The organism is Streptomyces sp. 11x1 (genome assembly GCF_032598905.1).
Classification (GTDB): Bacteria; Actinomycetota; Actinomycetes; order Streptomycetales; family Streptomycetaceae; genus Streptomyces.
In genome coordinates this window covers 8,617,784-8,632,618 of sequence record NZ_CP122458.1, presented here as the reverse complement: position 1 = coordinate 8,632,618, position 14,835 = coordinate 8,617,784, and the positions used below count along the sequence as shown (strand labels likewise).

Here is a 14,835-nt window from a genome sequence, read left to right as displayed (position 1 = left end):
AACCCGGTCGGAACGGTGGGACTCGGAAAGCAGGTGGCTCAGAACTGCAGGGACTTGGTCTGGAGGTACTCCGCCAAGCCGTGCGTGCCCAGCTCGCGGCCCACTCCCGACTGCTTGTAACCCCCGAACGGGGCCCGCGGGTTGAAGCGGCCGCCGTTGATGTCGACCTGGCCGGTGTCCATCCGGCGGGCGAAGGCCACGGCCTCACTCTCGTCACCGGCCCAGACCGCGCCGGCCAGCCCGTACACCGTGCCGTTGGCGATCCGCAGGGCGTCGGACTCGTCCTCGTAGCGGAGGATCGACAGGACCGGGCCGAAGATCTCCTCCTGGGCGATCGTCATCTCGGGGGTGACGTCGGCGAAGACGGTCGGGCTGACGAAGTAGCCCCGCTCGCGCGGGGATTCGGGGCCGCCCGCGACCAGACGGGCGCCCTCGGCGACGCCCTTGTCGATGTAACCCCGCACCCGCGCCTGCTGCTTGGCGTTGACCAGCGGGCCGATGCGGTCCCCGTACTTCGCGGCGGCCCCCGCCGCCAGTTCGACGGCCTCGTCGTACTGGGAGGTGTGGACGATCATCCGGGTCCAGGCGCTGCACGTCTGACCGGAGTTGGACATCACGTTGGCGACACCGACACCGACCGCCTTGGTCAGGTCGGCGCTCGGGAGGATCACGTTGGCGGACTTGCCGCCGAGTTCCAGGGCCACCTTCTTGACCGCGGCGCCGGCGGTCGCGGCGATCCGCCGGCCCACCGCCGTGGAGCCGGTGAAGGAGACCAGGTCGACGCCGTCGTGCTCGGCGAGCGCCTGACCGGCGACCGGGCCCAGCCCCGTGACCAGGTTGAACACTCCGGCGGGCACGCCCGCGTCATGCACGGCCTCGGCGAAGAGCTGGGCGGTCAGCGGGGTGTCCTCGGCGGGCTTCAGGACCACGGTGCAACCGGCGGCGAGGGCGGGGGCGACCTTGGCGACGATCTGGTGCAGCGGGTAGTTCCAGGGGGTGATGGCACCGACGACGCCGATGGGCTCGTGGTACACGGTGGAGTTGCCCACCTTCTCCTCGAAGGCGTGCTCGGCGGCCAGTTCGGCGTAGGAGCCGGCGACCGCGACCGGCAGGTCCGCGTGCACCTTCTGGGAGAACGGCAGCGGCGAGCCGAGCTCCGCCGTCACCGTCTCGGCGACCTCCTCCCGGCGCGCGGCGAGCGCGTCGCGCAGCGCGCCGATGATCGCGCCCCGCTCGGCGGGCGGGGTCGCGGCCCAGCCGGGAAGAGCGGCGCGGGCGGCGCCCACGGCGGCGTCGACGTCCTCGGCGGTGCCCGCCGGGACACGGTCGATCACCTGCTCGTCGACCGGGTTCACGACCTCGATCGTGTCGGTCCCGGCGGCAGGGCGCCAGGTACCGCCGATGTACATGCCGTCGTGTGCCTTCATCGTGCTGCCTCCGGGGCGGGCGTCGTCGTTCCGCCCCAAAAACTAGCCCTGATAGTTTTCCGGCACCAGGTCTCCGGGGAGTGAGGCAGGACTCGTCGGCCACGAGGCAGAATGTGTCGGCCACGGGGCGGCCGGAAGTGTCACCGACGACGACGCCGGCGGCTCTCCCCGCCGGGCTCGGAGCCGCCTCGTCTCAGAAGTCGACCCGCTTCCTGTCGTCGACGCGCGCCACGGCCTCCTGTGCGAACTCCTCGCGGTGGTCGCCGCGGATCTCCTCGATCCTCCGGTCGCTCACGGCGGCCGACGACACCGGATACAGCAGGATCAGCTCGTACGACCGCTCCTTCTCGATCGTCCCGCTCGCGTCCCGCCGCTGCCCGCGCCCCTCCTGCACGGTCAGCCCGTCGGGGAACCCGGGGGTGACCGCGCGGTCGACGAAGGCCGTGAACTGCGCGTCGGTGACGGCCGGGCCGCCGTCGGGCCGCTCGGTGCCGAACAGGAGCCGCGTCTCGATGTAGGGCGTGCCACGTGCCGGGGCGATCACGGTACCGGCGGGGGCGTCCTCGGCGAGGGTCGCGTACGCGGTCGGGGCGCCCACGACCAGCAGACAGGCGGTGAGCGCGAGGGCGCCCCGGGAACGAAGGGAGCGCAGGGAGGCGTGTGAGTGGGGGCGCGTGTGGGTCCGGGTGGTCGCGGAAGCGCTCGGCCGTGGGGGGTGCGAGGTCATGGGTCCAGCTCTAGGAGACCGCTGAAGATCTTGCTCTGGCCGCCCGACTCACCCTGGATTGCCGGTAAATGTCAATCGCCATCAAGTAGGGCAAGCCGGGCGCATTTTCAAGATCTTCAGGACGCTTCTAGGCCCTGTCGTCGCATTCCCGTCGTCGCCCGAAGGGCGGCCCCGCGGCGTCGTGGGGGTACCTCCCGGTCGAGCGCAGCCGAGACCGGGGGAGCGTGCTCTGGGCGTGCCGGGCACTGACTCGCGTACCGGACGTACTCGGGTCGGTGCCCGGTGCGTCGAGAGCGCGTGCATGGCGTCGCGGGGCAGGCGGGAATGTGACGCCAGGGCCTAGCGGGATCGCCGCTTCCGGATCCCTCGGCCGCGCCGGGACCGGGCCGTGCGTGCGCCCGTACGCCCCCGGGGCTCGTCGAGGCGGGCTGCGCGCGCCCTGCGCGCTGGTTCAGGGCTTGCGTGCCCGTGCAGGGGCTGCGACCGGTTCAGGGACCGCGCGCCGGTTCCCGGGTCGCGGTGAGGTGGGCGAAGACGACCACGTTGCTCGCGTAGCCCTTCCGCCGGTCGTACGTCCCCCCGCAGGTGATCAGGCGCAGTTCGGGACGCCCGCGATGGCCGTACACCTTCTTGCTGGGGAAGCGGTCCTTCTCGTACGACTTCACGGCGTCCACGGTGTAGACGGCGGTACGGCCGTCCGCCCGCAGGACCTCGACGAGTCGGCCGGGCTTGATCACGTCCAGCGCGGCGAAGACGGCGGGGCCCGTCCTGGTGTCCTTGTGACCGACGACGACCGCCGTGCCGGGTCCGCCGGGCGCGGGCCCCTCCGCGTACCAGCCGACCAGCTTCGGCTGGTCGTCCGGCGGCGCGGGGAGGCGTCGACCGGCGTCGAGGCGGAGAGCGGTCACCGGTGCCTCGATGCCCAGGTAGGGGATGGTGACGGTCTTCGCCGGGGAGGGCGGCAGCGTACGGGGGCGGGCCGGTTTCCTCGGCTCGGCGGGCCCGGACGTGGACGCGGGCCGCACGGGCGCGGTGGTGGCGGGCTGGACGGGTGTCTGTCCGGCGGGCGCGGCGGCCGTCGGCGTCGTGGGTGCGGCGGACGCCGGTCCCGTCGGCGCGGTCGCGGGGGTGGGCACGGTCGGGCGGGCGGGTGCCTGGCTGACCGGCCGCGTCGGCTCGGTGGGCGCGGCCGGTCCGGCGCCCGCCGCCCGTCGGTCGGGTGCCGCTGTCGGGGGCGGTGTGGGTACGGGCTCCTCGGGCGGCGGGGGCGTGAAGTACAGGGACTCCCGGGCGCGCGGGTCCTCCGCGCCGCGCGCCCCGGAGTCGGCCCAGACGGCGCCGGCCTCGGTGGTCCCGGTCCGCTGCTCCCTGTTCTCCGCGATGTGGACGCCGCCCACCACCAGCGCGGTGGCCATGACGACCGTCCGCGTCAGGCGGTAGGCGCGCGTCCGGTGCCAGGGCCTGCGCCGTCGTCTACGCGGCGCCATCGGCGCGGCGACGGCGCAGCCGCAGATAGGCCACGCCACCGACCGCGGCGAGTCCCACGGCGGCCGCGCCGACGACCGGCGAGAAGTTCTGGGTGAGGGCGAGGCCGCCGCCACCGGCCGGAACCGCGCCCTCGGGCCCGGCGAGTCCGTTGAGCGGGCAGTTGACGTTGATGTCCCGGCGGCCCTCCTCCAGCGTCCCGCCGATGGTCCGCCAGGTCAGCACGTAGTTGCCGTTGGGCAGGCGCGCCGCGTTCGGGGGCGCCACGGGGGTGCTGTGTCCGGTGCCGTCGGCCGCGAGGGTGATCTCGCCCGTGGCGACGGGGTCGGTGCGCGGCGCGGGGGGCTGGCGGTCGATGGTCCAGCTGATGCGCTGCGACGGCGTGGGGTCCTCGGGGAAGTTGAAGGCGGAGAGGTAGAAGTCGCAGACCAGCGGCTGGTTGCGCTGGTTGTCGAACGGGAAGCCCACCCTGTGGATCACGACGTCGGGGTCGCCCGGGGCGGCGACGGCGGCCGGTGCCGTGATCAGGCTGGCTCCCGTGACGGTGAGGGCCGCGAGGACGGCGGCGGCACTCGCGCGCACTCCGGCGGGGCGCGGGCGGGACGAGGTGGACATGCAGAACCTCCGAGTCAGACGATTTTCACACAAATCGCTCTTTCGCCTGACCCTCTGTCACATCACACCGGGCGTGGGGGGAGCCGCGCCCGACGACCCGTCAGATGTCCCCCTTACGGCTCAGGGACTCGTCCGACGCGGCCGACCGCGAGCCGTTCTCCCTCCGCTTCGCCGAGGTGCCACGCCTCCGGTCCCGTCCCGCCCTCCCCACCCGCCCCGGCTCCGCCGGTGAGCGCAGGGCGATGGCCGACGACACCAGCAGCAGCGCGCCCAGCATCACGAACGGCGCGGCCACGCCCGCGACCCCGGCGATCAGACCCGCGGCGGCCGGTGCCCCGGCCTGCCCCAGCCGGTTCCCCGTCAGGCGCAGCGCGAGGGCGGTGGAGCGGGCGTCGTCCGGCACGGCCTGCACCACCGTCGTCATGGACAGCGGCTGCCCGGCCCCGAGGCAGAACCCGAGGGCGGCGAGGATCAGGGCGAGCGCCCACACCGGCACGGGCAGCGCGATCCCGGCGCACAGCACGGCCCCCAGCACACAGGTGACCGTGAGCAGCGCGGTCCGGCCGAGCAGGCGGAGCATGGGTGTCATCACCAGACGGCACGCGATGGTCGCCGCCGCCCGCAGGCTCAGCAAGGCGCCGATCACCGAGGGCGCGATGCCCCGGTGTTCACCGACCACCGGCAGATACGCGGTGAGGATGTCCGTCGCCGACAGCACGGCGAGGCTGATGAAGATGCCGCCCGGCACGCCACGGGTGCGCAGGATGCGGTGCACGGGCACGCGTCCGCCCTGCCCCGCACGGGACTTGGGTCCGACGGGACGCTCTATCCGCCACAGCGAGGTGAACGCGACCGCCGCCCCGGCGCCCGCGACCACCAGCGCCAGGGCGCTGGTCCGGGCCATGTCCGGGCCGCCGATCAGGGTGCCCGCCGCGATCGGGCCGACCAACTGGCCGAGGGAGGCGCCGATGGTGAAGTGGCCGAAGTTGCGGTCGTGTTCGTGCGGCGCGGACTGGCGGGCCACCAGGGACTGGGCGCCGATGACGAAGGAGAGGTGACCGAGGCCCATCACCCCGCTCCAGACGGCCATCGCAGCCAGGGAGTTCGCCAGACCGCTCAGGACGCAGCCGCCGGATATGAGGACGACACCGACCGGCAGCAGGGGCGCGCACCGGCCCTGGTCGGTCCTGCGGCCGAGCGGGACGGCGGCGAACAGCGGGAGCAGGGCGTAGACCCCCGCGATCACACCGATCGCCCGCTCGTCGGCGCCCAACGCGAGGGCCCGGTAGGACACGGCGGGCCGCGCCATCGACACCGCCCCCTGCGCGAAGCTGAAGGCGATGACGAGGCGGAGCAGCCAGCCGCGGTTCCTACCGGGCCTCACGATGCGGGTCCTCCTGGGGGAAGTTCACGCCGGTGCGAGCGAACTCCGCTCCGGTGCCGGGGAGTCGGGTTCCCTGGTTCAGATGATGCCGAACAGCACACCGGCACCGAGGATGATCAGCGAGGTCGCCGCCGCCCACTTCACCACGAACCTGGTGTGGTCGCCGAACTCGACCCTCGCCATGCCCACGAGCACGTAGACGGCCGGGACCAGCGGGCTGGACATGTGCAGCGGCTGGCCGACGAGGGAGGCGCGGGCGATCTCCAGCGGCGAGACCCCGTGGGCGGCACCGGCCTCGGCGAGGACCGGGAGGACGCCGAAGTAGAAGCCGTCGTTGGACATGAAGTAGGTGAGCGGCAGGCTCAGGAAGCCGGTGACCAGGGCCATGTGCGGGCCCATGCCGCCGGGGATGCCGTCGACGATCCACTTGGCCATCGAGTCGACCATGCCGGTGCCCTGGAGGACGCCGGTGAAGACGGCGGCGGCGAAGACCATGCCGGAGACGTTGAGGACGTTGTCCGCGTGCGCGGCGAGCCGGTCCTTCTGGTCGGGGATGTGGGGGAAGTTGACCGTCAGCGCGAGCGCGGCGCCGAGCAGGAAGAGCACCGGGATCGGCAGCCACTCCATGATCATGGCGGTCAGCAGCGTGACCGTGAGCAGCGCGTTGAACCAGTACAGCTTGGGGCGCAGCGTCGGGCGGTTGGGGTCCAGGCCCTGGAGGCGGACGTCCTCGACGTCGTCGTCCTCGGAGTCGGCGTCGGTGCCGGAGCCCGCGCCGCCGGTGGCCTTCGTCGTACGGACCTTGTCGTCGCCGGAGCCGGCGGCCGACGCGGCGCCCGCGCCCACGAGCACGGTCTCCTCGGAGCCGGACTTCTCCTCGTCCTTGACGATCTTCTCCTGCTCCAGGACCTCGTCGAGGCTCAGCACACCGAGGCGCTTGCGCTCGCGCAGACCGAGGAAGTAGGCGAGGACGAAGACGAAGAGCAGGCCGACGAGGAGCGCCGGGATCATCGGGACGAAGATGTCGCCGGCGTCGAGCTTGAGCGCGGTGGCGGCGCGGGCGGTCGGGCCGCCCCAGGGCAGCGTGTTCATCACGCCGTTGGCGGTGGCGGCGACGCCGGTCATCACGACCAGGCTCATCTTCAGGCGCTTGTACAGCGGGTACATGGCCGAGACGGTGATCATGAAGGTGGTCGAGCCGTCGCCGTCCAGCGAGACGATCGCGGCGAGCAGGGCCGTGCCCACGACGATGCGCAGCGGGTCGGCCTTGCAGAACTTCAGGATGCCTCGGACGATCGGGTCGAAGAGCCCGACGTCGATCATGAGGCCGAAGTAGACGATGGCGAACATCAGCATCGCGGCGGTGGGCGCGAGATTGCCCACCCCCTCGATGACGTAGTCGCCGAGATGGGCTCCCTTTCCGACGAACACGCAGAAGAGTGCCGGGATCAGCACGAGCGCCGCGATCGGCGACATCTTCTTCATCATGATCAGGACCAGGAAGGTCGCGATCATGGCGAAGCCGAGGATGGTCAACATGTGGATACCTAACGTTCGCCCTTGAACTCCCACCAGGGCACCGGCGGTGCGACGACGTTAGGGCGGGTCCACAAGCGTTAACAAGACGTTGACATGCGAGCAATAAGCGCAGAACTCCAGGTCACAGCGTTGCGCCTGCTCGGGCGAGTTCCACGGGCACTCCGTTGAGGACCGCGTTGCCCGACAGCGGGTCGAGCTGGGAGCCGTCGAGGAGCTGGTTGACGTTGACCCCGGGGTCGATCGCCGCGTGGCTCATGCGGGTGCCCGGACGGTCGTGTCCCCAGCCGTGCGGAAGGCTCACGACACCCCGTCGTACGACGTCGGTGACCTCGACGGGAGCGGTGACCTCTCCCCCGGCGCCCTTGATCCGTACGGCGTCGCCGTCGGCGAGGCCGAGGCGGTCGGCGTCGGCGGGGTGGATGTGGAGGGTGCAGCGGTTGGTGCCGCCGGTGAGGGCGGGGATGTTGTGCAGCCAGCTGTTGTTGGAGCGCAGATGGCGGCGGCCGATGAGGACCAGCCCGTCCGGGCGCTCGCGCAGGGCGGTGCGGAGCCTGGGCAGATCGTCGACGATCGGTCGCGGCAGCAGCTCCACCTTTCCGCTGACCGTCTTCAGCGGCTGCGGCAGTCGGGGCTTCAGCGGACCGAGGTCGATGCCGTGCGGGTGGGCGAGGAGCCTGTCCAGCGTCAGTCCGTCCGGCTCCGCGCCGAAGCCCTCGCCGTACGGGCCGAGGCGCAGCATCATGTCGAGGCGGCGCTCGGGGCCGGTGTCGCCGGTGAGCAGGCCGGCGAGTTCCTTCGGGTCGCGGCCGTGGACGGGCGAGTGGGCCTCCTTGACGGCCTTGCCCAGGGTCTGGCCGATGACCAGGTCGTCCACGACGGACGGGTCGGCGCCGTGCATCCCGGTGGCGGCGAGGGTGAGGCGGGCGAGGATCTCGGTCTCGGCCATGCGGCCGTCCTCCAGCGGGACGGCGGCGCGGTTGTAGCGGACCTGGTTGCGCACGGCGAAGGCGTTGAACGCGAAGTCGAAGTGCGGGGCCTGCGAGGGCGGGGGCGGCGGCAGGACCACGTCGGCGTGGCGGGCCGTCTCGCCGAGGTAGGGGTCGACGCTGACCATGAAGTCCAGCGAGTCGAGCGCCTTGTCGAGGCGGTCGCCGTCGGGCGCGGAGAGCACCGGGTTGGCGGCGACCGTGATGAGGGCGCGGACGGGGCTGCCCTCGGGGGTGGCGGTGTCGATCTCCTCGGCGAGCGCGGACAGCGGCAGTTCGCCCTTGGCCTCGGGGTGGCCGCTGACCCGGCTGTGCCAGCGGCCGAGGCCGAAGCCCCGGCCGGGTCCGGCGGGCCGGGGGGTCTTGTCGGTCGCGGAGTGCGGGAAGAGCGCGCCGCCGGGCCGGTCGAGGTTGCCGGTGAGGATGTTGAGGACGTCGACCAGCCAGCTGGCGAGGGTGCCGTGCGGGACGGTGCAGCTGCCGATGCGGCCGTAGACGGCGGCGGTGGGCGCGGCGGCCAGTTCGCGGGCGAGCTCGCGGATGGTCCCGGCGTCGACGTCGCAGGAGCCGGCGACGGCCTCCGGGGTGAACTCCCTCATGGCCGCGGCGAGTTCGTCGGCCCCCTGCACATGCGGTGCGAGGTCCCCGAGGTCGGTGAGCCCCTCCTCGAACAGCACCTGGGCCATCGCAGCCAGCAGCAGCGCGTCCGTGCCCGGCCGGATCGCGATGTGCCGGTCCGCGAGCTTGGCCGTCCGGGTCAGACGGGGGTCCACGACGGTGAGGGTGCCGCCGCGCGCCTTGAGCGCCTTGAGCTTGCCGGGAAAGTCGGGGGCGGTGCACAGACTGCCGTTGGACTCCAGCGGGTTGGCGCCGAGGAGCAGCAGATGGTCGGTGCGGTCCAGGTCGGGGACGGGGATCGCGTGGGCGTCGCCGTACAGGAGCCCGCTGGAGACGTGCTTGGGCATCTGGTCGACGGTGGAGGCGGTGAACAGGCTGCGGGTGCCGAGCCCGGCGAGCAGGAGCGGCGGGTAGAGGGCGCCGGCCATGGTGTGGACGTTCGGGTTGCCGAGGACGACACCGACGGAGTTCGGGCCGTGCGCCTCGACAACGGGCCGCAGTCCGGCGGCGACGGCGTCGAAGGCCTCCGCCCAGGTGGCTTCCCGCAGCTCCCCGTCCTTGCGGACCAGCGGGGTGCGCAGCCGGTCGGGGTCGCCGTCGGCCGCCCCGAAAGAGGCGCCCTTCGGGCAGATGAAGCCCTTGCTGAAGACGTCGTCCCGGTCGCCGCGGGCCCTGGTCACCCGGCTGCCCTCGATGGTGAGGGTGAGTCCGCAGGTCGCCTCGCAGAGCGGGCAGACGCGCAGGGCGGTGCGGGAGTCGGTGGTGGTGGACACGGGTCCTCCCGGAGGGGGCGGCGGCGACGGTGACGCTCGGACGAGGGCCGCGTGCGGACACGCGACACCGAGCCGAGCATACCGACCGGTATGCATCACGGGGAGGGGCTGCCGCGGGTCTTGTCGGGAAACAGCGAGAACGAGGGGGCGGCCGCACGGGCACGGTCGGCGCACGGAGGCGGTCGGCGCGGGGGCCCGGCGGGACGCTCCGGACCCCCGGGCGGGGCTCAGTCCAGCACGCGCGCGAGATAGGCCCGCAGCAGCTCCCGCATCTCCTGGATGATCCGCTCGTCACCCTCCGGGGAGACCCGGAAGGCCAGGTGCACCAAGGTGTCGGCGGTCTCGACGGCGATCAGGAAGGTGCGGCGCAGGTCCTCGTCGGGGGTGCGGCCGATGAACGCGGAGAGCAGGTCGGACAGACGGTCGGCGACCCGGTGGTTGGGCTCCTGCCGGCTGCCGCCGACCGGGATCTGGTTGCCGAAGTCGATGAGGGCGAAGCCCGGGGCGTTGCGCTTCATGTCGAGGTACTCGTCGAGCACGGCGTCCATCGCGGTGCGCCAGTCCCGGCCGCCCGTCCCCTGGAGGCGGCGGGTGACCCGGTCGGTGAAACGGTCCAGGTTGCGTTCGGCCAGCGCGTCGGCCATCGCGCGCTTGTTGCCGAAGAAGCGGTAGACGGAGCCGATGGGCACACCCGCGCGCAGCGCCACGGCGCGGGTGCTCAGCGCGTCGTAGCCGACCTCGTCGAGGAGGTCGGCGCAGGCGTCGAGGATCCTGGTCAGTCGTTCGGCACTGCGCCGTTGCACGGGGGCACGGCGCAGGGAGGTCGCCTGGGACACGGGCTTCATGATGCCTTTCCGCCTAGGTCCGATGAGCTGTCCGAATATCAGTACGGCCGGTACCGCAGCTCCCGCTCAGCGCTGGACCGTGCGAACACCGAACATCCGCACACCCTCAGCCTGCCGGGAGACTAGAGCACCGCACTGACAGGACGGATCTCCTCGCGGTCCGGTTCTCCCCCTCCGCCCGATGCACCCGAGCTGCGGACGCCCCGCCGACGTCCGGTTGTCGCACGTCTGCGCCCCGCCGACGTCCGGTTGTCGCACGTCTGCGCCCCGCCGACGTCCGGTTGTCGCCCGTCGGCGCCCCGCCGCCGCCTCGTCCCCTTGCACCCACCCCGGCCGAATCCTACGGTGAAGCACAGGAATCGGGATCGCGAGGGAGCGGGCATGAACGGGGACGCGAGGAAGACGGCCGAGGGACTGGAGTACCTCACCGGCTTCGGCAACGAACACGCCTCGGAGGCAGTCCCGGGCGCGCTGCCGCACGGCCGCAACTCCCCGCAGCGCGCCCCGCTCGGCCTGTACGCGGAGCAGCTCAGCGGCACCGCGTTCACCGAACCGAGGCCGCACAACCGCCGCTCCTGGCTGTACCGGATCCGCCCGTCCGCCGCGCACCCCGCGTTCACGCGCACGGACAACGGCGCGCTGCGCACGGCCCCCTTCACCGAGACCGTCCCCGACCCCAACCGCCTGCGCTGGAACCCCCTGCCGGAGCCCCCGGCGGGCACCGACTTCCTCTCGGGCCTGTGGACCCTCGGCGGCAACGGGGACGCGGCGCGGCGCTCGGGCATGACCGTGCACCTGTATCACGCCAATTCCGCCATGGAGCGGGTCTTCGGCGACGCGGACGGCGAACTTCTGATCGTCCCGGAGCGGGGCGGCCTCCTGCTGCGCACGGAGTTCGGCCTGCTGCGCGCCGAACCTGGTGAGGTCGCCCTGATCCCCCGGGGCGTCCGCTTCCGCGTCGACCTCCTCGACGCCTCCGCCCGCGGCTACGTCTGCGAGAACTACGGCGCCCCCTTCCGCCTCCCCGACCTCGGCCCGATCGGCGCCAACGGCCTTGCCAACGCCCGTGACTTCCGGGCGCCGGTGGCCGCGTACGAGGACGTCGAGGGCCCGGTGGAGGTGGTGAACAAGTTCTGCGGCAACCTCTGGACGGCCATCTACGACCACTCCCCGCTCGACGTCGTCGCCTGGCACGGCAACCACACCCCGTACGTCTACGACCTGCGCCGTTTCAATGTCATCGGGACGATCTCGTACGACCACCCGGACCCGTCGATCTTCACGGTGCTGACCTCGCCGAGCGACACCCCGGGGCTCGCGGCGGTGGACTTCGTGGTGTTCGCGCCGCGCTGGCTGGTGGGCGAGGACACGTTCCGGCCGCCCTACTTCCACCGGAACGTGATGAGCGAGTACATGGGCCTGATCGAGGGCGCGTACGACGCGAAGACCGCCGGAGAAGGGGGATTCGTGCCCGGGGGCGGCTCGCTGCACAACATGATGTCGGCGCACGGCCCGGACCGGGAGACCTTCGACCGGGCGAGCGCGGCGGAGCTGAAGCCGCAGCGGGTGGACGACGGGCTCGCGTTCATGTTCGAGACGCGCTGGCCCGTCCTCACCACCGAGCAGGCGGCCCGCTCGGAGCGGCTGCAGCGCGGGTACGACGACGTGTGGTCCGGGCTCCGGCGCCACTTCGGCCCGTTGCACTGAGGGCCTGGGGCCGGGTACGGATACCGTCGTGACCTCATTCGCTCCGGACTCGATCGTCCTGAACCGCAAACTGCCGCTCTGGTATCAGGTGTCGCAGTCGCTGCGCGCCTCGATACTCGGCCGGTCGCCGCAGGAGTCGCTGCGGCTGCCGACCGAGGAACAGCTGGCCGGGCACTACGGCGTGAGTGTGCTGACCATGCGGCAGGCGCTGAAGGAGCTGGAGGACGAGGGGCTGATCAGCCGGCACCGCCGGCGCGGTACGTTCATCGAGCCGAGCGCCCAGCGGGGCTCCCCGGTGCGGCTGCTCGGTTCCGTGGACGCGATCGTGGCCCAGCAGTCGGGGATGACGACCGAGCTGTTGGACCACGGCAGCACCCCCCTGTCGGGTGAACTCGCGCAGTACTTCCCGGACTTGACCGAGGTGGCCACCTACCACCGGCTGCGCGGCGACGAGCGGACGGGCGAGCCCACCAACCACGCCCGCAACTACGTCCGCCCCGAGCTGGTTGAACGCATCGACCGTGACGACCTGCTCCGCTGGCCGATGACCAAGGTGCTGCGCGATGTCGTGGGCGTGGGCATCGGCCGGATCACCGACACCGTCGAGGCCCGCATCGCCGACCCGGAGACCGCCCGCCTGCTCCAGGTCCCGCTGCTCAGCCCGATCCTGCACTACACGGGCGTCACCCGCGACGAGTCCGGCCGCGTCCTCGACGTGGCGGTCATCCACTACCGCGGCGACCGCTTCTCGTTCACCGTGACCCTCGACGCCCCCTGACGAGGCCGTACGATGCCCAGCGTGACGCCCGACGACGCTCCGCGACTCGCGGACCTCATGCCGTGGTCCGTCGCACCGCCACGGCTGGGCCGGGGGTGGCCGACGGCCCCCGACGCCGTGTCCCTGAAGGCCCGCTGGGACGCCCTGGTGAAGGCGGAGGGCCCGGACCGCGAGACCCTGTTCGTCCCCACGCGTTCCCGCACGCTCACCTCGGCGGTGGCGCAGCTGCCGGGCCGGTCCACCGGTACCGGCCGGCTGGTCCGGGAGTCGGGCCCCTGCCCGGAGCCGGTCCGCGTCCTGGCCGCCCCCTTCGACGAGCAATGGGTCATCCCCGACCACCGCCTCATCGACTCGGCCCGTCCCGAGCTGTGGCGGGTGGCGGACGAGCGGCAGGTCTTCGTGGTCGAGCAGACGTCGGCCCCGGAGCCCTCCGGACCCCTGCTCCTCGCGTCGTCCGTCCTCCCGCTCGCGCCGCTCCACGGCCCCCGCATCGGCGGCGTCCACCCGCTGTACCGCCGCCCCGGGGCCGCCGAACCGAACCTCGCGCCGGGGCTGACGGCGTACCTCGGCGAGCACCTCCGCACCGGCCCCGTCGATCCGGTCGATCCCGTCGACGTCCTCGCCTGGATCCTGGTGGCCGCGCGCCCCGGCCCCGACGGTGTCGAAGTGCCCCTGGCCGCCGACCCGGACGTCTGGTCGCGCGGCGTCGAGCTGGGCCGCCGCGCCCTGTGGCTCATGCGCCGCGACGGCGACCGGCCCAAGCTCCCCGGCGGCCGTCGCCCGTACGTGCGCGCCCCGCTCCCCTCCCGCCCGGTCGACGTCCGCTACGACCGCGACGCGGAGAGCCTCGTCGTCGACGAGGGCCGCATCTCCCCCGTCCCGGCCGAGGCCTGGGACTTCCACGTCGGCGGTGTCCGTGTGCTGGAGGAGTGGTTCACCCGCAGAACGGAACCGGCGGAGCCGGGCACCCTGGAGGCGATCCGCCCGACGACCTGGCCGCAGGCCTGGACGTCGGAGCTGCTCGAACTGATCACCGTCCTGGCGTTGCTGGCCGAACTACGGCCGCGACAGGCCGAGTTGACGGTCGAGAACGCGATCACGACAGCGGACCTGCGCCGGGCGGGAGTACTCCCGGTCCCGGACTCCTCCCGCCGGCCCGCCTCGGTCCTGGACCACCGGGAGGAGGGCCCGGAGGGCCAGTTCACCCTGCTGTAGGGCCCCAGGCGTGTTCCGGGGCATCCCCTACGGCGCGAACGAGTCCAGGACCCTGTCCAGCATCCACTCGAACACGGCCTCCAGATCGATCGGCCCGGAGTCCTCCGTGAAGGCCGCGGCCAGCCGCGGATACGCCCCGCTCGCGATCTGCCCGCCGAGGTACGCGATCCGGACCTCGTTCTCACGCTCCTCCGACCACGGCAGTGAGCGCACCCGCTCGGCGGTCGCCAGCTCGTTCGCGACGTAGGTCGTCACGCACCCGTTCAGCATCCCCAGGAGCTGCATCTTCGTCCCGTACGGCGCGTCGAGCGAGTCCATGCAGGCCATGCAGTGCTCCAGAAACCGCAGGCTGTTGGGACTGAACCCGTAGACCGGCGACATCAGCCGGGGCATCCAGGGATGCCGGCGCAGCAGGTCACGCGTCTGGTGGGCCACCCGGCGCAGATCGGCCCGCCAGTCCCCGCCCGGCTCCCACAGCTCGTGCTCCCCGGCGACCACGTCGACCATCAGCTCGTACAGGTCCTCCTTGCGCGGCACGTAGTTGTAGAGCGACATCGTGCCGCAGCCCAGCTCGGCGGCCACGTGGCGCATGGACGCGGCGTCGAGGCCGCCCGCGTCGGCGAGGCGCACGGCCGCCGCCGCGATGTCGGCGCGGCTGAACGCGGGCCTCGGGCCCCGGCCGGTGCGCTCGGGACGCGCCCAGATCACTTCGGGTCGGGCCGCTCGGCCAGCCATC

12 protein-coding genes are annotated in these 14,835 nt (G+C 72.6%); 3 read left to right on the top strand and 9 right to left on the bottom strand.

The window, feature by feature from the left end; all coding sequences use genetic code 11:
* Positions 1-38: 38 nt before the first annotated feature.
* The 8 genes from P8T65_RS37895 to P8T65_RS37860 form a co-directional block, all read right to left on the bottom strand.
* Positions 39-1,427, bottom strand: a complete 1,389-nt coding sequence (locus P8T65_RS37895) for an aldehyde dehydrogenase family protein (protein ID WP_316729816.1) — start codon at positions 1,425-1,427, stop codon at positions 39-41.
* Between the two features lie 193 nt (positions 1,428-1,620).
* A complete protein-coding gene (locus P8T65_RS37890; protein ID WP_316729815.1) occupies positions 1,621-2,154 on the bottom strand; it encodes a DUF3574 domain-containing protein in 534 nt (177 codons plus the stop codon).
* A 488-nt stretch (positions 2,155-2,642) separates the two neighbouring features.
* Positions 2,643-3,569 carry a class F sortase gene (locus P8T65_RS37885; protein WP_316729814.1) on the bottom strand — a complete coding sequence of 309 codons (927 nt, stop codon included), beginning with the start codon at positions 3,567-3,569 and terminating at the stop codon, positions 2,643-2,645.
* 58 nt (positions 3,570-3,627) lie between these two features.
* Positions 3,628-4,254, bottom strand: a complete 627-nt coding sequence (locus P8T65_RS37880; RefSeq protein ID WP_316729813.1) for a hypothetical protein — start codon at positions 4,252-4,254, stop codon at positions 3,628-3,630.
* Between the two features lie 100 nt (positions 4,255-4,354).
* Positions 4,355-5,638 carry an MFS transporter gene (locus P8T65_RS37875; protein ID WP_316729812.1) on the bottom strand — a complete coding sequence of 428 codons (1,284 nt, stop codon included), beginning with the start codon at positions 5,636-5,638 and terminating at the stop codon, positions 4,355-4,357.
* Between the two features lie 78 nt (positions 5,639-5,716).
* Positions 5,717-7,177: a CitMHS family transporter gene (locus tag P8T65_RS37870; protein ID WP_399101878.1), complete on the bottom strand. Its 1,461-nt coding sequence runs from the start codon at positions 7,175-7,177 to the stop codon at positions 5,717-5,719.
* Between the two features lie 121 nt (positions 7,178-7,298).
* Positions 7,299-9,554, bottom strand: coding sequence for a molybdopterin oxidoreductase family protein (locus tag P8T65_RS37865; protein ID WP_316729810.1), 2,256 nt, complete (start codon positions 9,552-9,554; stop codon positions 7,299-7,301).
* Between the two features lie 227 nt (positions 9,555-9,781).
* A complete protein-coding gene (locus tag P8T65_RS37860) occupies positions 9,782-10,399 on the bottom strand; it encodes a TetR/AcrR family transcriptional regulator (protein WP_316729808.1) in 618 nt (205 codons plus the stop codon).
* A 381-nt stretch (positions 10,400-10,780) separates the two neighbouring features.
* Between P8T65_RS37860 and hmgA the strand changes: the two genes are divergently transcribed.
* Genes hmgA through P8T65_RS37845 form a run of 3 tightly spaced genes read left to right on the top strand, consistent with a single transcriptional unit; the run spans position 10,781 to position 14,099 of the window.
* Positions 10,781-12,106, top strand: coding sequence for a homogentisate 1,2-dioxygenase (gene hmgA / locus P8T65_RS37855; protein ID WP_316729806.1), 1,326 nt, complete (start codon positions 10,781-10,783; stop codon positions 12,104-12,106).
* Positions 12,107-12,134: 28 nt separating this feature from the next.
* A complete protein-coding gene (locus P8T65_RS37850) occupies positions 12,135-12,884 on the top strand; it encodes a GntR family transcriptional regulator (RefSeq protein ID WP_316729804.1) in 750 nt (249 codons plus the stop codon).
* Positions 12,885-12,896: 12 nt separating this feature from the next.
* On the top strand, positions 12,897-14,099 hold the full coding sequence (locus tag P8T65_RS37845) for a type ISP restriction/modification enzyme (protein WP_316729803.1): 1,203 nt from the start codon (positions 12,897-12,899) through the stop codon (positions 14,097-14,099).
* A 27-nt stretch (positions 14,100-14,126) separates the two neighbouring features.
* Here the strand turns inward: P8T65_RS37845 and P8T65_RS37840 are convergent, their stop codons facing one another.
* Entirely contained in the window at positions 14,127-14,834 is a 708-nt protein-coding gene (locus P8T65_RS37840; protein ID WP_230218850.1) for a TetR/AcrR family transcriptional regulator, read from the bottom strand.
* Between the last annotated feature and the right edge of the window lies 1 nt (position 14,835).

Bases quoted from the DNA above. Each gene is read 5' to 3' on its own strand.
- P8T65_RS37895 (WP_316729816.1), bottom strand. From the start codon at position 1,427: ATGAAGGCACACGACGGCATGTACATCGGCGGTACCTGGCGCCCTGCC.
- P8T65_RS37890 (WP_316729815.1), bottom strand. From the start codon at position 2,154: ATGACCTCGCACCCCCCACGGCCGAGCGCTTCCGCGACCACCCGGACC.
- P8T65_RS37885 (WP_316729814.1), bottom strand. From the start codon at position 3,569: ATGGCCACCGCGCTGGTGGTGGGCGGCGTCCACATCGCGGAGAACAGG.
- P8T65_RS37880 (WP_316729813.1), bottom strand. From the start codon at position 4,254: ATGTCCACCTCGTCCCGCCCGCGCCCCGCCGGAGTGCGCGCGAGTGCC.
- P8T65_RS37870 (WP_399101878.1), bottom strand. From the start codon at position 7,177: ATGTTGACCATCCTCGGCTTCGCCATGATCGCGACCTTCCTGGTCCTG.
- P8T65_RS37860 (WP_316729808.1), bottom strand. From the start codon at position 10,399: ATGAAGCCCGTGTCCCAGGCGACCTCCCTGCGCCGTGCCCCCGTGCAA.
- hmgA (WP_316729806.1), top strand. From the start codon at position 10,781: ATGAACGGGGACGCGAGGAAGACGGCCGAGGGACTGGAGTACCTCACC.
- P8T65_RS37845 (WP_316729803.1), top strand. From the start codon at position 12,897: ATGCCCAGCGTGACGCCCGACGACGCTCCGCGACTCGCGGACCTCATG.
- P8T65_RS37840 (WP_230218850.1), bottom strand. From the start codon at position 14,834: ATGGCTGGCCGAGCGGCCCGACCCGAAGTGATCTGGGCGCGTCCCGAG.